Annotated in this window: 15 protein-coding genes; 8 read left to right on the forward strand and 7 right to left on the reverse strand. The window is 46.5% G+C overall.

The genetic code is table 11. From position 1 onward, the window contains the following. Nucleotides 1-32 precede the first annotated feature (32 nt). The 4 genes from Q0546_RS10155 (at nucleotide 33) to Q0546_RS10170 (ending at nucleotide 6,475) form a co-directional block, all read left to right on the forward strand. Nucleotides 33-665, forward strand: coding sequence for a TetR/AcrR family transcriptional regulator (locus tag Q0546_RS10155; protein WP_298792717.1), 633 nt, complete (start codon nucleotides 33-35; stop codon nucleotides 663-665). A gap of 119 nt (nucleotides 666-784) precedes the next feature. Then, the gene (locus tag Q0546_RS10160) at nucleotides 785-1,969 is read left to right on the forward strand and encodes an efflux RND transporter periplasmic adaptor subunit (protein WP_298792719.1); all 1,185 of its coding nucleotides are present in this window, start codon (nucleotides 785-787) and stop codon (nucleotides 1,967-1,969) included. Beyond that, a complete protein-coding gene (locus Q0546_RS10165; protein WP_298792721.1) occupies nucleotides 1,969-5,106 on the forward strand; it encodes a multidrug efflux RND transporter permease subunit in 3,138 nt (1,045 codons plus the stop codon). Before Q0546_RS10160 ends, Q0546_RS10165 begins: the two co-directional genes overlap by 1 nt. Beyond that, complete coding sequence (locus tag Q0546_RS10170; RefSeq protein WP_298792724.1) at nucleotides 5,099-6,475, forward strand: efflux transporter outer membrane subunit; 1,377 nt, start codon at nucleotides 5,099-5,101, stop codon at nucleotides 6,473-6,475. The genes Q0546_RS10165 and Q0546_RS10170 overlap by 8 nt, the downstream gene beginning before the upstream one ends. Before the next feature lie 764 nt (nucleotides 6,476-7,239). Here the strand turns inward: Q0546_RS10170 and purN are convergent. Genes purN through tig form a run of 7 tightly spaced genes read right to left on the reverse strand, consistent with a single transcriptional unit; the run spans nucleotide 7,240 to nucleotide 14,216 of the window. Next, the gene (gene purN / locus Q0546_RS10175; protein WP_298792726.1) at nucleotides 7,240-7,821 is read right to left on the reverse strand and encodes a phosphoribosylglycinamide formyltransferase; all 582 of its coding nucleotides are present in this window, start codon (nucleotides 7,819-7,821) and stop codon (nucleotides 7,240-7,242) included. Beyond that, the gene (locus Q0546_RS10180) at nucleotides 7,803-9,224 is read right to left on the reverse strand and encodes an NAD(P)H-hydrate dehydratase (protein ID WP_298792728.1); all 1,422 of its coding nucleotides are present in this window, start codon (nucleotides 9,222-9,224) and stop codon (nucleotides 7,803-7,805) included. Before Q0546_RS10180 ends, purN begins: the two co-directional genes overlap by 19 nt. Then, a complete protein-coding gene (locus tag Q0546_RS10185) occupies nucleotides 9,221-10,741 on the reverse strand; it encodes a YifB family Mg chelatase-like AAA ATPase (protein ID WP_298792730.1) in 1,521 nt (506 codons plus the stop codon). The genes Q0546_RS10180 and Q0546_RS10185 overlap by 4 nt, the downstream gene beginning before the upstream one ends. Then, nucleotides 10,738-11,250 (reverse strand): peptide deformylase, encoded by a 513-nt coding sequence (gene def, locus Q0546_RS10190; RefSeq protein WP_298792732.1) that lies wholly within the window; start codon nucleotides 11,248-11,250, stop codon nucleotides 10,738-10,740. The genes Q0546_RS10185 and def overlap by 4 nt, the downstream gene beginning before the upstream one ends. Further along, a complete protein-coding gene (locus Q0546_RS10195) occupies nucleotides 11,247-12,299 on the reverse strand; it encodes a diguanylate cyclase (protein ID WP_298792734.1) in 1,053 nt (350 codons plus the stop codon). Before Q0546_RS10195 ends, def begins: the two co-directional genes overlap by 4 nt. A 10-nt stretch (nucleotides 12,300-12,309) precedes the next feature. Beyond that, nucleotides 12,310-12,900: an ATP-dependent Clp endopeptidase proteolytic subunit ClpP gene (gene clpP / locus Q0546_RS10200; RefSeq protein WP_298792736.1), complete on the reverse strand. Its 591-nt coding sequence runs from the start codon at nucleotides 12,898-12,900 to the stop codon at nucleotides 12,310-12,312. Beyond that, nucleotides 12,900-14,216, reverse strand: a complete 1,317-nt coding sequence (gene tig, locus Q0546_RS10205) for a trigger factor (protein ID WP_298792738.1) — start codon at nucleotides 14,214-14,216, stop codon at nucleotides 12,900-12,902. Before tig ends, clpP begins: the two co-directional genes overlap by 1 nt. Before the next feature lie 139 nt (nucleotides 14,217-14,355). Between tig and folE the strand changes: the two genes are divergently transcribed. The 4 genes from folE to Q0546_RS10225 form a co-directional block, all read left to right on the forward strand. Further along, a complete protein-coding gene (gene folE / locus Q0546_RS10210) occupies nucleotides 14,356-14,958 on the forward strand; it encodes a GTP cyclohydrolase I FolE (RefSeq protein WP_298792739.1) in 603 nt (200 codons plus the stop codon). Then, entirely contained in the window at nucleotides 14,958-16,262 is a 1,305-nt protein-coding gene (fliI, locus tag Q0546_RS10215) for a flagellar protein export ATPase FliI (RefSeq protein WP_122872930.1), read from the forward strand. The genes folE and fliI overlap by 1 nt, the downstream gene beginning before the upstream one ends. Before the next feature lie 220 nt (nucleotides 16,263-16,482). Then, a complete protein-coding gene (locus tag Q0546_RS10220) occupies nucleotides 16,483-17,058 on the forward strand; it encodes a hypothetical protein (protein ID WP_298792743.1) in 576 nt (191 codons plus the stop codon). Nucleotides 17,059-17,435: 377 nt separating this feature from the next. Beyond that, a partial coding sequence (locus Q0546_RS10225) for an aminotransferase class V-fold PLP-dependent enzyme (RefSeq protein WP_298792745.1) occupies nucleotides 17,436-18,347 on the forward strand: 912 nt, incomplete at its 3' end.

An 18,347-nucleotide genomic window follows, 5' to 3' on the forward strand; every position in this document is an offset into this window, starting at 1 on the left:
TTAAGATTTTTTGAAATTTGAGGGCTAGAAAAATGAATACGAAACCGACGAAACGAAGCGCCGAGAGAAAAGAGAAATTCATCCAAGCCGGACTTGAAATTTTCCTCGAAAACGGCTACGAAAACACGAGTTTAACGGATATCATCAAAAAAAGCGGCGGGTCGCTGGCGAGCATCTACAAATTTTTTGAAAATAAAGAAGGACTTTTTCGCGCTATCGTAGAGCGTGGATTTGACGACTTTAGGACGCAAATAGACGAGAAAATAGATCTAAATTTATCGCATAAGCTGGATGATTTTTTAACCAAATTCGCGATGATATTTTTCGACATCATCTGCGAAAAGAAAACCACGCTAATCTCAAGAGTAATGATGAGCGAAGGCGCGAAAAATGACGGCCTTTTAGGTAAAGAATTTTTGGATCAAATTTTAAGCAAAATCGATAAAATTTTAATCGATTTTTTTGAGCGCGAAGACATAAGAGTCCAACTAAATCCATGTATCTCTCCTTACGTCGCGGCCAAGGCGTTTGCCGCAGTCGTCAGAGAGCCTTATCATTATAATGCTGTTTTGCTAAACGAGGACATAATGCTAAGTGCAGAAGAGCGCGAAGAGCACGTAAAAACACGCATAGATATGTTTTTACACGGCGTAAAAAAACGCTAAATTCTACTCTCTAAAATTTGACTTTTCGTATAAATAAGAGTAAAATAGCCGACTTTATTTGTAACAAATATTACATACCAAATTTTTGTATAATATCCCAAAAAATTAAAGGCAAATTTATGAGAAATTTTAAAAATATCTCTGTTTTGTTATTGGCGTCGCTGCTTTTTACGGCATGCTTTGATGGTAACGATAAAAAAAGCGCGGCTGCAGCCGGACAACAACGGCAAATGCCGCCGTCAAAGGTCGATGTATTCGTAGCTAAAAAATCAGATGTGCCGATCAGCTTTGACTACACCGCGACCCTAACTAGCCAGCAAGACGTAATCGTCTATCCAAAAGTAAGCGGCACGATAACCAAGCAGTTTTTTAAACCCGGCGACAACGTAAAAGCCGGCGACAAGCTGTTTTTGATAGATCCGGAAAAATACCAAGCCAGCTACGACGCGCTTGAGGCTTCTATCGGCGTAGCAAACGCAAATTTAAAAAATGCTCAGACCGAATTTAACAGAATTTCAAATTTATATAAGAAAAACGCCGTTTCGCAAAAAGAGTACGACGCGGCCGTTTCGGCGCTCGAGATCGCAAACGCAAATTTACTAAGCGCTAGAGCAAACGCTAAAAACGCCAAAATAGACCTAGGCTACACGAGTATCGCCGCGCCTTTTGACGGCGTTTTGGGCGATAACCTAGTAGACGTGGGCTCGCTAGTCGTAGCAAACACGACCCAGCTCGTGCGCCTAACCAAAATCAACCCGATCGAGGCGCACTTTCATATCTCCGACGTAGATAATCTAAACCGCGTCAAAATGCAAGAAAGCGGCCTCTGGGCGCAAACAAACTCGGACGCCGTGCTTAAAGTCGGCCCGGGAGAATTTAACGGCAAGGTAAATTTCATCGATAACGTCGTAAATACTAACATGGGCACCATTTTAGCCAAGGCCGAATTTAACAACGACGAAGGTAAGCTGCTACCTGGCATGTTCGGCCACGTGACGATGGGCGGATTTTACCAAAAAGACGGTTTTAAAATCCCTCAAGTAGCGCTCCAGCAAACCGACGTCAAGACCTACGTGCTAGTCGTAGAGGACGGTAAAGTAGCCTCCAAGGACGTAAAAATCACCTACCAAACCAAAGACGCCGCAGTCGTTAGCGAAGGGCTAAACGAAAATGATAAAATCATCTTAAACAACTTCCTAAAAATCGGCGTAGGCGCGCCCGTCGAGATAGATAAAGACCTAACCGAAAGCTTTGGTAAGGGCGTAAATTTAGAGCCTAAGGCCGAGCAAGAAAAGGCCAAGTGATGTTTTCTAAATTTTTTATTGACCGCCCGATATTTGCCACCGTCGTATCTATCATCATAGTTATCGCGGGCGCGATGGCGATAAAAGGGCTTCCTATCGAGGAGTATCCTAAGCTAACTCCGCCTCAAATTTCCGTTAGCGCCGTCTATACGGGCGCCGACGCTCAAACCATCTCCGACTCCGTAGCCAGCGCGATCGAGGATCAGATAAACGGCGTAGAAAACATGCTCTATATGCAAAGCACCTCAAGCTCGAGCGGCTCGCTAAATATCAACGTTTATTTTAAAATCGGCACCTCGGCTAAGCAAGCCACGATCGACGTAAACAACCGCGTCCAAGCCGCGCTCTCAAGGCTACCTCAAGAGGTGCAAAATATGGGCGTGACCGTGCGCGAACGCAGCGGCTCGATCCTAGAAGTAGTCGGCTTTACGAGCTCAAACATGGACTTAGTCGAGCTGTATAACTATGTAAATTTAAACATCGCAGACGAGATCAAAAGGGTTAACGGCGTGGGCGACACGGCGCTAATCGGTAGTAAAGAGTACTCGATGAGAATTTGGCTAAAACCGGACAAACTAGCCTACTACAAGCTAACCCCTAGCGACGTCATCGCTCAAGTAAAAATCCAAAACAGTCAATACGCCGCCGGTAAAATAGGCGAACAGCCCTCAGACGGCGATAATCCTTACGTTTACTCCGTTCGCTCTGACGGCCGTCTCAAAAATGCCGCGCAGTTTGGCGATATAATCATAAAAAGCGCGGACGGCGCGACGCTAAAACTAAAAGACGTAGCGACCGTGGAGCTAGGGGCGGCTAGCTACGCATCAGACGCAATGCTAAACGGCCAAGACGCCATCCCGCTTCTAATCTTTATGCAAAACGACGCTAACGCCCTAGCCACGGCGCAAGCGGTAAACGCAAAGCTAGACGAGCTAAGTAAAAATTTCCCTGCGGGCTTTAAACACACGGTCGCATATAACCCGACCGAATTTATCGAAGTCTCTATCCATGAGGTCGTAAAAACCTTTATCGAGGCGATGATCTTAGTTATCATCGTTATGTATATGTTTTTAAAGAGCTTCCGCGCGACTATCATCCCGATGCTAGCCGTTCCCGTGTCTATCATCGGCACCTTTGGCGGACTGTACGCGATGGGATTTAGCATAAATTTAATCACTCTTTTCGCGCTCATACTTGCTATCGGTATCGTCGTGGACGACGCCATCATCGTTATCGAAAACGTGGAGAGAATTTTACACGAGGAAAAAGACATAACCGTCAAAGAAGCGACCTATAAGGCGATGGAGGAGGTTCAAACCCCCGTCATCTCGATCGTGCTGGTTTTATCCGCCGTTTTCGTTCCGGTTTCTTTTATGGAGGGTTTTGTCGGCGTGATCCAGCGTCAGTTTGCGCTAACGCTAGTTACTTCGGTTTGTATTTCGGGCTTTGTCGCGCTTACGCTTACTCCGGCGCTTTGCGGCGTTATGCTAAAAAAACAAGAAAACAAGCCGTTTTGGTTCGTGCAGAAATTTAACGACTTTTTCGACTGGAGTACGAAAATTTTTACCGCGGGCGTTGCAAAAGTGCTTCGTCACGTTATAATCAGCCTTATTTTGATAGGCGTCATGGGTTTTGCGACTTTCGAGCTGTTTAAAAAAGTTCCTAGCGGCCTCGTACCGTCCGAAGATAAGGGCGCGCTGATGGTTATCACTTCACTACCGCCGTCAAGCAATATGCTAAAAACCAAAGAAGAGGTAAAAACTATCAGCAACATGGTTCTAAGCAATCCAAACGTCGAATTTACGATGGGTTTTGCCGGATATGATATGCTTGCGGGCGCTCTTAGAGAAAACTCTGCCATCAGCTTTATCAAGCTAAAAGATTGGAGCGAGAGAAAAATGCCGGATAGTCAAGCAGACGCGCTAACCGGGCCTTTTAACGGTATGCTTTGGGGCTCAAAGGAGTCGATGAGCTTTGTCGTAAACGTCCCGCCTATCATGGGTCTTTCGATGACGGGCGGCTTTGAGATGTATCTACAAAATAAAAGCGGCAAAAGCTACTCCCAGATCGAAGAGGATGTAAAAAAAGTAGTCGCCGCCGCAAACGCTCGCCCGGATCTAACCAGCGTGCGCTCTACGCTAGAGACTAATTACCGCCAGTTTAAAATCGACGTCGATAGGCAAAAAGCCCAGATGTTCGGCGTGAGCGAGAGCGAAATTTTTAGCGCGATAGGCTCGACTTTCGGCTCTTACTATATCAACGACTTTAGCCTTTTTGGCAAATCCTACCGCGTCTATGCCAGAGGCGAGGACCGATTTAGAAACAATCCCGAAGACTTACGTAAAATTTACGTCCGCTCAAAAGGCGGCGAGATGATACCGCTAAACTCCGTAGCAACTCTAACTAGAATTTTGGGTCCCGATATCGTGGATAGATTTAACCTTTTCCCGGCGGCTAAGATCCAAGGGGACCCAAAACCGGGCTACACGTCGGGAGACGCGATAAAAGCGATACAAGAGGTGGTCGAACAAACGCTAAATATGGAAGAATACTCCATCAGCTGGGCGGGCACGGCGTATCAGGAGGTTAGCTCGCAAGGCACGGGCTCTACGGCGTTTATATTCGGTATGATTTTCGTGTTTTTGATCTTGGCGGCGCAGTACGAGCGCTGGCTCATCCCGCTAGCAGTTATCACGGCCGTTCCGTTTGCGGTTTTTGGCTCGCTAGTCGCCGTTTGGGCTAGAGGGCTAACAAACGACATTTACTTCCAGATCGGACTACTGCTTCTCATCGGTCTATCAGCTAAAAACGCGATCCTTATCGTAGAATTTGCGATGCAAGAAAGACTGGCCGGCAAGAGCGTATTTGACGCGGCCGTTAATGCGGCAAGGCTTCGCTTCCGCCCGATCGTCATGACCTCGCTCGCATTTACCCTGGGCGTTTTTCCGATGGTTATCAGCACGGGCGCTGGTGCGGCGTCTCGCCACTCGTTAGGCACGGGCGTTATCGGCGGCATGATAGCGGCCACTACGATAGCGATATTTTTCATACCGATGTTTTACTATCTACTAGAAAAGCTAAACAACAAAGTCTGGGACAAAAAACCAAGCGGAGCACAGGAGGTCAAAAATGTATAAAATTTTAACTTTAGCCGCGGCGCTATTTTTAGCGGGCTGCTCGTTTCGACCCGAGATACCCGAGGTAGATACGAAATTTGAATCTACGTATAAATTTGAAACTAGCGACATCAAAGACGAGTGGTGGAAGGAATTTGGCGACGAAAACCTAAACGCTCTCGTAGCTAGCGCGCTAGAGAAAAACACCGATCTTCGCACCGCTTATTTAAATTTACAAAAAGCTGCCGCGAGTCTCGGGATATCAGAGGCCGATCTCTTTCCTAGCGTAAATTTAAACGTCGGTTATACCAAAGCAAAAAGTAGCGGCGAAACCTACACCAAGCAGCCTCAGACGCGCTACCGAAACTCTGAGGTAAATTTGGGCCTTAGCTACGAGATAGACCTATGGGGCAAGGTGAGAAACAGTATCGAGTCGGCTAAAGCTAGCCTAAACGCGACTAAGCTCGACTACGCTACCGCACGCCTTAGTATAAGCTCTAGCGTGGCTAAAAGCTACTTCGCGCTCGTGGCTCTAAACATGCGCGAAGCCGTGTTAAAAGATACGCTAAAAACCTACGAGGAGACGCTGGCGCTTCGCAAAACGCAGCTTGATCTAGGCGGCATAAACGAGACGACCTATCTACAAAGCAAAGCCGCCGTCGAAAGCGCCAAAGTAAGCCTATTAGAAGTGCAAACCTCGCTATCTCAGGCTCTAACATCAGTAGCGGTACTAACCGGTAAATCAAACGACGAGATCCTAAGTGGCGCCGTGCAAAGCGCTAAAATGCTACCAAAAGAGCCCGAAGTAAGCGCGGGCGTGAGCGCGGACATACTACTGCGAAGGAGCGACGTAGCTAAAGCATACGCCGATCTAAACGCCACTAACGCGCTAATCGGCGTCGCAAAGGCCGACTATCTACCGTCCATCTCGCTAACGGGACTTTTTGGATTTTCTAGCGTGGATTTTGAAAATATCTTTATCAGCAACGCCAACACATGGAGCATAGGTGGCTCTTTGGTGCAGAAAATTTTTGACTACGGCAGAACCAAAAACAACGTCCGCATAGCCGAAACCAACGAGCAAATCGCGGCCGTAGCCTACGAAGCGGCGGTCAAAAAGGCTCTGGGCGAGGTTAGAGACGCGTTAAACAACCGTAAAAACGCCAAACTAACGCTAAATCAGGTCAAAGAACTCCTGCACTCGCAAGAAAAAATCTATAAGCTGGCCAAGGATCAGTTTGAAGAAGGCTATACGGGGCACCTGGAACTACTAGATGCGCAGCGCAACCTACTCTCGGTTAGACTCCAAGACATCGCGGCAAATTTAAGCCTCATCGACTCGGTCGTGGACGTTTATAAGGCATTTGGCGGGGGATTTAAAACCGAATAATTCTACTTTTGGGCGGAGATTCTCCGCCTCTTTCTTTTTGAATTTCCTTTTACTTTTCGGTTTTAAATTTGACGCAACGTCGTCTGTAGATTTTAAATTTTTCGCTCGTTTTATTACCGCAATTTATCTTGCTTTATGGCCTTCAATTTCAAAATTTAGCACTTGCTTTTGCTATTCGCGCGACTCCCATAAACCTGTTTTTAGGCGCCTGATACTTTGGATAAATTTTCGTTGCGACTTTTGAGATAAATTTGCTTTCAAAGACGTAAATTTGTTTTAGCTTTGAGCGATGCGCAAAGCCGGTCAAATTTACATCGTCTTATCCGGAGTGCACGCTTTGTAAATTTACTGCTTCAAATTTACGGTTTTTTGGCAAAATTTGCGAGTAGGTAGGCAATTTACGATCAATTTACAGATGTATTTTGAGCTTAAATTTAGCGCAAACACCTGCTGCCAAATTTCATTTTTAATTTTAGCAAGAGACGCGAAAGTACCGCATTAGAGCAAAATCGGCCAAATTTAACGTTTTTGATGTTTTAAGCACCAAGCGAAGTTTGCAACGCGCGACGTTTTCGCAAATTTGCATTCTTAAATTTGACGCAGCATAAAAAACAGGTGCGAAAATTTGAAATTTGCAAGTCAAAATTTGGCTAAATTTATGCCCTGTTTCGCAAAAATCATAAATTTGACGCAATATAAAAACAAGCTCAAAATTTCTAAATTTAGCAAGAGCCAAAAACACTCGTCAATTTAGTCGTTAAATTTTACTCTTTGCCCGTCAAAATTTGTACGATAGTTTCAGGTAAAATTTCATGCTCGATCGCGTGGATTTTGGCTTCAAAATTCTCAAGACTCATTCCCGCACTCTTTTCAAATGCTCGCTGAGCGATGATTTTGCCGCCGTCTAGCTCCTCGCTAACCCAGTGCACGCTCACGCCGCCCACCTTCATATCGCTCTCAAAGCTCTCTTTTATCGCGTGCGCGCCCTTAAAAAGCGGCAGCAGCGACGGGTGCAAATTTATAGCGCGAACTTGCCTTGTAAAAACGGGCGTAAGGATGCGCATAAAGCCCGCAAGCACGGTTAGATCTACGTTAGCGCGTTTTATTTCCTGGACGACCGCGGCGTCAAATTCCTCGCGCGATGCAAAATTAACGTGCTCGATAACGACGCTTTTTAGGCCGTATTTTGCGGCCTTTGCGATGCCGCCGGCGTTAGCTTTATTTGTTAGCGTTAGCGCGACTTCGATCCTGGTTTCGCCAAAAACCTTGCCGTGCAGCCTCTCTAAAATCGCTTCCAAATTCGAGCCGCCGCCGCTAAATAAAACCGCTATTTTTTTCGTAAGCATTTGAGTCCTTTGATGACGTCCGCGGCCGTGAGCGCGTAGTCGTTGATTTTGATTTCGCGAGCGGCTAGAGCGTGAGCTAGCGTGCCCGAGATCGCGGCATTTAGCGGGTCGTAACCCTGAGCGAGCAGTCCCGCGACGATACCGCTTAGCGCGTCTCCGCTACCGCCTTTTGCGAGCGCGGCGCTACCGTGCGTCATGACGTATACCTCGCCGCCTTGCGCGATTAGCGTATTTGCACCCTTTAAAACAAGCACGCATTTAAAATTTCGGCTAAAAATTTGAGCGAGTTTAAAGCGGTTTTTTTGTACTTCGCCAGCGTCAAATTTGCCCAGATTTGCAAGCTCCAGCAAGCCCGCAAACTCCTTTGGATGCGGCGTTATCACAACTTTTTCGTTGTTTAAAAGCTTAAGCGTGCGCGGCTCGTAGCAAAGATCGGCGTCGATAACTAGCGCGTCTTTTGTTTTTAGCTCGCTAAAAAGCTCGTCTTTTTGCGCCTCGCTAAGCTCGCCAAGCCCCATACCGACGGCACCGACTCGCATTTTTGACGTTATGCACGCGCTTTGCATCAAAACGGGCTCGAGGTCTAAATTTTCGCCCACGACGCTAACGAGTCCCGCGCCGATAGTTAGCGCAGCAAGTCCCGCTATACGCGCCGCTCCACACTTTTGGCCGCTAACGACAAACACGTGGCCAAAGTCACCCTTGTTAGCGTTTTGCTTAGTGCGAAACGGCAAATTTAAGTCACTTTTCCCAAGTTGATAAAAGCTCGTCTGCGTCTCGTAAAGCTCGCGAGATAGGCCTAAATTTGCGACTTTCACGCGCCCGACGAAATCCTTTGCAAAGTCGCTATAAAGCGCTAGCTTTAACGTGCCCATCGTCACGGTCGTGTCAGCCTTAAAAACCGCTCCTTGCGATAAACCGTTTTTATCAAGTCCGCTTGGGATGTCGCAGGTGAGCTTGTAGCCGGGTTTTGCATTTAGTAGATTTATCAAATTTATCGTTCGTTCGTTTAGCTCGCGGCTAAGCCCCGTACCGAATATCCCGTCGATAATGCAGTCAATTTCGCCGCCTTCCGTCAAATTTGAGATCAAATTTACGCCGCATTTTAGAGCCCTTGTTAGTTCTATTTTTGAGATTTCGTTTTGTTTGTCGCTGGCTAAAAATGCGAAACAATCAAATTTGCCGCCCAAAAGCCTAAGCGCGGCGAGCACGTCTGCGCCGTTATTTCCGCTGCCGACTACGCCTAAAATTTTACGGCGTTTGGTCGATGATTTTTTGAACTTACTTCGCACGGCGTTGGCTAACGCGTTAGCCGCGTTTTGCATCAAAACTTCGGTGCTAAGCCCAAACTCGCTCACGGCTCTAGCGTCAAGCTCCGCCGTATCCCAAAATAGCTTTTTCATGCGCCCTCCTGCTTCACTCGGTAGCTCAAAGCTTCTAAAATATGAGGCTTTTTGATTATGCGCGAGCCCTCGATGTCGGCGATCGTGCGGGCGACTTTTAGAGTTTTATTGATAGCGCGGCGGCTAAGCGAAAATCTCTGCGTAGCAAAATCTAGCACGCCGCTCGCCTCGTCGTCGCAAATGCAAAATTTAGCTATCTCTTCGTCGCCGAGCTTGCCGTTTAGCTCGCTTTGAGAGCGCGAGATTTGCGTCTCAAACACGCGCAGCACAGTTTGCCACATCGCTTCGCTCGTAACGTCGCTCTTGTCGCTCGCGGCCACCTCGTCCATCTGTACGTGAAGGTCGATGCGGTCTAGTACGGGTGCCGAAATACGCGATTTATAGCGCTTGATCTCGAGCTCCGAGCATTTGCATTCTAGATTTTTGGAGAGCAGATTACCGCAAGGGCACGGGTTCATCGCGGCTACAAACATAAATTTGGTCTCATACGTGACCTTTGAGTTTACCCGCGAAACATTGATTTTATAGTCCTCGAGCGGCTCGCGCAAGCTCTCTAAAATTTGGGGCGCAAAGTGCGGAAGCTCGTCAAAAAATAAAATCCCGCCGTTAGCTAGCCCGACCTCGCCGATCCTAGCCGAGCTCGATCCGCCGCCAAATATCGAGCTGCGTGTGCTCGTATGATGGGGTGAACGAAAGGCGCGCAGAGCGGAAAATTCGCTCTCTTGCTGATTTAGCGAGCTGTAAGCGCAACTGAGCAAAATCTCATCCAAGCTTTGCGGCGGCAAAATGTAGCGCAGTCGCTTGGCGCTCATGCTTTTGCCGCATCCGGGGCTACCCTCAAAGATAATGTTATGCATACCGCAAGCGGCCACCAGACAGGCTCTTTTTGCCCTACTCTGGCCTTTAACGTCGCTAAAATTTAGCTCGAAATTTTGATTTTTTACGAAGCTTTTTTCGCCGATTTTGAACAAATTTGAAAAAAGCGGATGAACGGCGCCGACTTTGCGCGAGGCGGCAAACTGAGGCTCTAGGAAAAATTTGATCGCCTCGGCCAAATTTGAAACGGCGTAAATTTCTAAATTCGGTATCGCGCCCGCCTTTTGCGCTATCTCTTGCGGGATCAGAACGCGAGAACCCGGCGCCTTCACGCTCAAAAAAAGCAAGATAGAAAAAAGGCTCGCCGTACTTTTGACGCCGCCGTCAAGCCCAAGCTCACCGAACGCAAAAATCGGCTCAAAGTCGCGCTCTTTTTGCAAAGCGATTAAAAGCGCGATGGGTAGGTCAAAGTGACTACCGGATTTTGGCATATCGGATGGGGATAAATTTATGATGATTTTTTGCGCGGGGAAGGAGAAATTTAACGATAAAAGCGCCGATTTTACGCGTTCGGCGCTCTCTTTGATCGAAGCTCCCGCAAGACCCACGATATTAAGTGCGGGCAAACCGCGGTTAAAGCTGGACTCGACATCCACAAGCCGTAATTCGTCATTATAAGTGGCGCATTTTAGGGCTTTCATGCGTTTTTTTGCTTTTTATACTCTTTGTCGAATTTCTTGCGTTTGTTGTAGCCGATGCGTTCAATAAAAAGGTGTCCGTCGAGGTGATCCATCTCGTGCTGGATCGCAACCGACAAAAGCCCGTCCGCCTCGAGCTCTTTTCGCTCGCCGAAGCGATCTTGATACTCCAGCGTTATAAACTCGGCTCTTTTTACGTCTTCGTAATATCCGGGTACGCTAAGGCAGCCTTCTTGATAGATGATTTCGCCCTCTTTGCGTAAAATTTTGGGATTTATGATTTCTAACAGATCCTCTTTACGCTGCTCTTTGCTCTCTTCGTCCACTAAATTTATGATCAAAATTTGCTTAGCCTCGCCCGTTTGGATGGCGGCTAGTCCGATGCCGTTTTTAGCAATCATGGTCTCATACATATCGTCTAAAAATTTATGCAGTTCGGCGTCAAAAACTTTCACTTCAAGCGATTTGACGAAAAGTTTTTTGTTAGGATAGGTTAGAATTTCTAGTATCATTTTTCAGTCTTGTCCTCTAGTACCAAAAAGTGTTCGCCGTCTCTACCAGTGTTTACAAGCGAATCAAGCGCCAAAGAAAGCATCTCCTCGATAGTTTTTGTCATGTTTAGATCAAAAGTGACCACTTCCATATCAAACTCGTATTTCTCTCCATTTAGCATGAAAGAGGTGTCGTAAAACATATCGGTTATACGTTTGCAGGCTTTTTGTGCGCCGCTTATGTCGGTATGCTTCATCAGCATAGCAAAACATCCTCCGCCGTAGTGCGACAAGATATCGCTACGCCTCGATGTACGAAGCAACATGCGAGATATATTTTTTAAAACGGCCAACTTGCCTTTTGATCCGATGCCATCCAGCGCGCTATCTTTTGGCTTTAGTAGCATAACAGAGGACTTGTAGTCGTATTTTTTTATATTTTCAGACTCGATACCAAGCGTCTTGAGGAAAAATTTTCTATTATATACGTCAAATTTTTCATCATATATAGACTGTTCTTCAACCAGCTTAAAAACCTTACTAATCTCTTCGTAGCTCGTTTTGATAACTTCGATATGCTTGTCCATTAGCGAATTCAGCTTGTTTAAGTCTTCGTTAAAAGAGTTAAAGACGCTTTGTATCGTGATCAAATTTACATTTGGATCTAGGCTTTCCGAGCGTTTTTTGATGATAGTTTTTAAAACTCCCAAATTTTTATATATGAGCGCAACGGCCTGTAGCATGCTTTTTATCTGCATAAAGCTATTTTTGACCTCGCGCTCGATATTGATTTGTCTATCGTCCTCGAGTTTGCCGATCTCGTCTTCGATCTTTATGATCTCGCCGACCTTTTTCTTAAAGTCGTCAGACTGCTTTTCGAGCATCTTTTCAAAAAAAACGGTGTAGTTTTTCGGGATCGAGGGGATATTTTCCTCAGTTAGTTCTTTTATGATCGCCTCGGAAAAACCGTAAATGTTAAACTCGTCCTTTTTGGCTTTTGCGCCTACTTTTTGAGTAGACGCGTTATTTGCCGCTATGTTTTCGCTTTTTTTGTTGTCTAACTTTATCAAATTTTACTCTTTACTTAAAGCTTTTCTCCAAAACTTTATCTATAAGCCCGTACTCTTTGGCTTCGGCAGAGCTCATGAAAAAGTCCCTGTCGGTATCTTTTTGGATTTTAGTTAGTTTTTGACCCGTATTTTTAGCTAGGATCGCGTTTAAAATTTCTTTCATACGCAAGATTTCCTTCGCCTGGATCTCTATATCCGTCGCCTGTCCGCGCGCGCCGCCTAAAGGCTGATGGATCATGATGCGTGAATTTGGTAGCGCATAACGCTTACCCTGCGCCCCGCAGCTAAGCAAAAACGCGCCCATAGACGCTGCCTGACCGATGCAGATCGTGCAGACGTCGGGCTTGATGTAGTTCATCGTATCGTAAATGCTAAATCCGCTCGTTATCACGCCGCCTGGACTGTTTATATATAGATATATGTCTTTGTCCGGATCTTCGGCCTCTAAAAACAGCATCTGAGCCACGATCGCAGACGCCATACCGTCCTCGATCTCGCCGCTAAGCATTATTATGCGGTCTTTTAGCAGGCGTGAGTAGATGTCGTAGCTTCTCTCGCCCTTGCTCGTGCGCTCGATGACGTAGGGGATGTAGTAGCTCATTACTCCGCCTTTTTCTCTTTCTTATCGCTCTTTAGCGCAAACATCTCGTTAAATAGCTTCTCCTCGATCATCGACATTTTGATCGCAGGTAAAATTCCTTGATTTTTATAGTTTTCAAGGTGTTGTTTCGGATCTATACCCGAGCGATATGCCTCAAAGTAAACCGCTTGGATCAGCTCTTGGTCGCTTACCTTGATATCTCTGCGGCGCGCTAGCTCGTCTATTATAAACGTTAGCTTCACGCTTTTTACGGCGTCGTCGCGGTATGTCTCGCGCTGTTTAGTTAGAGCGTCTTTATCCTCTCTAAATTTAGCCATCTGCTCAGGCGTAAAGCTACTCCAAGCGCCGCGGAACTGCATATCCATCTCTTGCTCTACGATGTTTTTCGGCACGTCGAAGTTAAATTTAGCCACGATCGCGTCGGCAAATTTAGGCTTTAGCTCCTCGTTTACGTTTTTAGCGTGCTTCTCGGCTTTGATCTGCTCTTTTAGTCTCTCTTCAAACAGCTCGACGCTCACCTTTTCCTCGCCCGGCATGATGCGTTTTAGCGTCTCTTCGTCGATCTCTTCAGGTACTTTTTTACCTTGGATTTCGTGTAGTTTTACTTTAAACGTCGCGTCTTTGCCCGCAAGGTGCGCAGCTCCGTACTCGGCAGGGAATTTAACCTTCACATCACGCTCTTCGCCGACTTTTAGCCCGATCATACCGTCCTCAAAGCCAGGTATAAACTGACCTGAGCCGATTTCTAGCAGGTAGTTTTCGGCTTTGCCGCCCTCAAACGCCTCGTCGTCTACGAAGCCCTCGAAGTCAAATTTAGCAAAATCTCCCTTTTCAAGCGCCTCTTTTTCCACTTTTTCTAGCGGAGCCATCATTTTTAAAATTTCATTTTTTCTCTCGTCGATCTCTTTTTTGGTTACGCGCGGAGTGCTGACGCTTTCTATCAGCTCCTCGTAGCCGTCGATGTTTATAACCGGTTTAAACGAAAGCTCGATCTCCGCGTCTATCTCGTTCTCGCCTCTGTCAAATTTAGTCACGATCGGCTCGCCGATAACCTCTTCAAATTTTCTATTTAGCTCTTTTAGACCTGCGTCTATGACGTCTTTTAGCGCGTCTTGCTCAGCATCGGCGGTTAGCTCTTTTTCGTAACGTTTTAGAACTACGTTCACAGGCACTTTGCCCGCTCTAAATCCGTCTATTTTCATATTTTTCGCAGCTTTTTTAGCAGCGTTTTCGAGTTTGGATTTTACATCCGCGCTCGGTATTTTCGCACTTAGCGAAGCATTTACGGCGTCGATCGCCTTGGTTTTGATTTGCATTAAATTCCTTTAAAAAATAAAAATTTCCTAGAGTGTAGCAAAATTTTCCTTATTCATAGTATAAATTTAAGCGCGCAAAAGGCGAATTTAAGTAAAATCATTTATCAAATTTAAATAGCAAAATTAGTCAGGAACGCAAATGCAAGAAAATTTAAAAAATGAGAATTTAAAAAAAGAAAAGTTTGAAAGCTGCGTCGAGCAGATGTTAAATTTAGTCGGCGAAGACCCGCGCAGAGAGGGACTAGTTAAAACTCCCGAGCGCGTTTTTAAAGCTTATGAGTTTTTAACGAGCGGCTACTTTCAAGACCCAAAAGTCGTGCTAAACGACGCGCTATTTGACAGCTCAAATAACGAAATGGTGCTCGTGCGCGATATCGAGTTTTACAGCCTTTGCGAGCATCATTTGCTGCCGTTTTTCGGGCGCGTGCACGTGGCCTATATCCCAAACCACAAGGTTGTCGGTCTTAGCAAAATCCCGCGCATGGTAAATATCTTCGCCCGCCGCTTGCAGATCCAAGAACAGCTCACCGAGCAGATCGCCGAAGCCGTGCAAGAGGTCATCAAGCCAAAAGGCGTGGGCGTCGTCATCGAGGCGCGCCACATGTGCGTGGAGATGCGAGGCGTAGGCAAGATCAACTCAACCACTACCACTTCGGCGCTGCGAGGATGTTTTTTAAATAGCAGCGAGACTAGACGCGAGTTTTTCTCCCTCATAAATTCGCACAAAGAAGTGAGATTTTAGTGAATTTAGATAGCTTAAAATCAAAACTGGGCGCAAATTTATCTCTATCTAGCGTCTTTGGCGTGATCGAGCGAATTTCTGCTACGACGATAGAGATCTCGGGACTGCGCCCCAGCATCGGCGACATCGTGCAAATTTGCGCTAAAGACAAGAGCAAAAGCGGACTGGCGATGGTGACCGAGGTGCGGCAAAATACCGCGCTCATCTCGCCCTTTGGCTTTGTAGAAGGCTACAAGATCGGCGACTTCGTCTATCAGAGCGACCAAGGTATGAAAATACCCGTCGGAGACGCTCTTTTGGGGCGCGTGGTGGATCCTTTTATGAATCCAAAAGACGGCAAGGGCGCGATCGCCGCCACCGAGTACGCCCCGATAATGCGCGCTCCGATCGATGCTATGAAGCGCGGACTAATAGATGAAATTTTTAGCGTCGGAGTTAAAAGCATAGACGGACTACTAACCTGCGGCAAAGGCCAGAAACTAGGCATTTTCGCGGGCTCTGGCGTGGGCAAAAGTACGCTCATGGGTATGATAGTGAAAAACTCGCAAGCTCCGATCAAGGTAGTCGCCCTAATCGGCGAGCGCGGCCGCGAGGTGCCGGAGTTTATCGAGAAAAATTTACGCGGCGATCTAAGCGGCACCGTCGTCATCGTAGCAACTAGCGACGATAGCCCGCTGATGCGAAAATACGGCGCCTTTTGCGCGATGAGCGTGGCCGAATACTTCAAAAACCAAGGCAAAGATGTGCTTTTTATTATGGATAGCGTGACGAGGTTTGCCATGGCGCAGCGAGAGATAGGTCTAGCGCTGGGCGAGCCGCCGACTTCTAAGGGCTACCCGCCATCCGTGCTCACCCTACTGCCTCAACTGATGGAGCGTGCGGGCAAAGAGGAAGGCAAGGGCAGCATAACGGCCTTTTTTACCGTGTTAGTCGATGGCGATGACATGAGCGATCCGATAGCCGACCAGAGTCGCTCGATCCTAGACGGCCACATCGTGCTTAGTCGCGAGATGACGGACTTTGGCATCTACCCGCCTATAAATATCCTAAACTCCGCCTCGCGCGTGATGAGCGACATCGCGACCAAAGAGCACAGGGCAAACGCCGCCAAGCTAAAACGTCTCTACTCACTTCTAAAAGAAAACGAGGTCCTGCTACGCATCGGCGCGTATCAAAAGGGCAGCGACAAAGAGCTAGACCTTGCTATCTCAAAAAAAGAATTTATAGATAACTTCCTAAAACAAGACGCCGAAGAGGGCTTTAGCTTCGAGCAAACGCAAGAGCTGCTAAGTGGGATAAATTAGTCAAATTTAGGCTTTTCGGGCAAATTTGAGCACGATTTATCCTGCCGGTTCTTAAATTTGACGGGTTAAATTTAAGCCAAATATTTTTATCGCACGGCGCGCAAAGGATAAAATTTGAGCAGGAACTACGACGAAAATCCGCTAGTTTTACAGGACGATTTTTACCGCATCGCACTTAGCTGCGCATTTTTATTTAGTGCTAACCTTTTTTATGGCGTTTTTGATATTTTTTAGCGGCATGGTAGATTGGCAAAGCGGCTCATTTTGGGAGGTTTTTAGGGCAGAGGCGATGCGAGACCCTAGGTTTGCTTCGATGTTTGGTAGCGGTATTCTTATGAATATTTTAGCCGCCGCCGACCTAATCAAAAAACTCAAAAATCCCTCGCTCGTTTACCTTTACGAGGATAAAATTTACCAAACCAAAAAGGGAGTAACGATAAATTTAGCAGATATCGCCCAAATGCGAAAATCGCCCTATCAAATTTTAGGAGCGATACCAAAGAAACCGCTTTCCGCGGTAGTGATCCCGTTTATGTTCGTATTGGCCGCATTTATTTTTTATGCGCTGATTTTTATCGTAAAATGCGTGCTTAGAGCCTTTGATAAGGACGTAAATTTAAGCTACTTTTGCAACCTTGCCCTGTTTAGCCAAACGAGCGTTATAAATATTTATTTCATCTCAAAATCAGACTACGCCGCGGTTCGGGAGTATTTTGCGGCGAAACTGGGCGCCGATATCGAGGATGCGCCCTGGACGATCAAATTTTACGACGCCAGAAACATTCAGCGGCCTTAAATTTGACGCTCGTTCTCGTCTTTATCTCGCGTCAAATTTAACCGAGCAAGGATACAAATTTGTCCCGAGTCGGCGTCAAATTCGGATTTATTTTGCCGATTTTCATCCAAAATGCGAAAATTTTAATTTTTAAATTTTCTAAAACCTTAAGAAATCAAACTAAGTTTAGGATATATTTTATCTTTTTATATCAAATTTGACCGAAACGACGATGTTTTGCTTACTTGATAAGGAATTTCAATATATAAACTCTATCAAAAACTGGCTAAATTTGAAAAAACTAAGCTAAAATTTTAATCAAAAATTTATAAAATTTGTTATATTATCGTCGCGAAAATAAAAGGGATAAAATATATCCTAATTGATAAAGGTCAAGCGTGAGAGTATATCTAGACAACAATGCCACGACGATGGTCGATCCCGAAGCTTTCGAGCTTATGAAGCCGTTTTTTTGCGAAAAATACGGCAACCCAAACTCGCTTCATAGATTCGGCTCCGAGACGCACCCGGCACTTCGCCGCGCGATGGATCAGCTCTATGCCGGCATAAACGCGAGCGATAACGACGACATCGTGGTCACTGGCTGCGCCACCGAAAGCAACAACTGGGTGGCTAAGGGCGTATTTTTCGATCATATATTAAATAAAGACAAAGATCACGTCATAATTAGCGCCGTCGAGCACCCGGCGATCTCGGCGACATTTGAGTTTCTCAAAAAATACGGCGTTCGCGTGAGCCGCGTGCCAGTAAACGAAAACGGCCTGCTCGATCCAAACGACCTAAGAAAGCTCATCGACGACAAAACCGCGCTCGTTAGCATCATGTGGGCAAATAACGAAACGGGCACCATTTTCCCGATCAAAGAGTGCGCGGCGATCGCCCACGAGCACGGCGCACTATTTCACACCGACGCAACGCAAACCGTCGGCAAGATCAAGATAAACGTGCGCGAGATGGGCATGGACTTTATGAGCTTTTCGGCGCATAAATTTCACGGACCAAAGGGCGTGGGCGGCCTATACATCAAGGATTCACAAAAGCTAACTAGTCTGCTTCATGGCGGCGAACACATGGGCGGCAGACGCAGCGGAACGCTCGATGTCGCGGGCATCGTCGGCATGGCACAAGCACTGGAAAATAGCAATAAACTAATCGAGTTTGAAAATCTGCACGTTAGACGCCTGCGCGACAAGCTCGAGGACGCTCTACTACAGCTACCCGACGTCTCGGTCGTGGGAGAGCGCGCTCACAGGCTACCAAACACCACCCTAGCCGCCATAAAAGGCGTC

Origin of the sequence: uncultured Campylobacter sp. (assembly GCF_937997465.1) — a bacterium.
Taxonomy (GTDB): Bacteria; Campylobacterota; Campylobacteria; order Campylobacterales; family Campylobacteraceae; genus Campylobacter_A.

Excerpts from the sequence above, each read along its gene's own strand:
- clpP (WP_298792736.1), bottom strand. The coding sequence starts at position 12,900 with ATGAGCTACTACATCCCCTACGTCATCGAGCGCACGAGCAAGGGCGAG.
- folE (WP_298792739.1), top strand. The coding sequence starts at position 14,356 with ATGCAAGAAAATTTAAAAAATGAGAATTTAAAAAAAGAAAAGTTTGAA.
- Q0546_RS10180 (WP_298792728.1), bottom strand. The coding sequence starts at position 9,224 with ATGAAAAAGCTATTTTGGGATACGGCGGAGCTTGACGCTAGAGCCGTG.
- Q0546_RS10155 (WP_298792717.1), top strand. The coding sequence starts at position 33 with ATGAATACGAAACCGACGAAACGAAGCGCCGAGAGAAAAGAGAAATTC.
- def (WP_298792732.1), bottom strand. The coding sequence starts at position 11,250 with ATGATACTAGAAATTCTAACCTATCCTAACAAAAAACTTTTCGTCAAA.
- purN (WP_298792726.1), bottom strand. The coding sequence starts at position 7,821 with ATGCTTACGAAAAAAATAGCGGTTTTATTTAGCGGCGGCGGCTCGAAT.
- Q0546_RS10170 (WP_298792724.1), top strand. The coding sequence starts at position 5,099 with ATGTATAAAATTTTAACTTTAGCCGCGGCGCTATTTTTAGCGGGCTGC.
- tig (WP_298792738.1), bottom strand. The coding sequence starts at position 14,216 with ATGCAAATCAAAACCAAGGCGATCGACGCCGTAAATGCTTCGCTAAGT.
- Q0546_RS10185 (WP_298792730.1), bottom strand. The coding sequence starts at position 10,741 with ATGAAAGCCCTAAAATGCGCCACTTATAATGACGAATTACGGCTTGTG.
- Q0546_RS10165 (WP_298792721.1), top strand. The coding sequence starts at position 1,969 with ATGTTTTCTAAATTTTTTATTGACCGCCCGATATTTGCCACCGTCGTA.
- Q0546_RS10160 (WP_298792719.1), top strand. The coding sequence starts at position 785 with ATGAGAAATTTTAAAAATATCTCTGTTTTGTTATTGGCGTCGCTGCTT.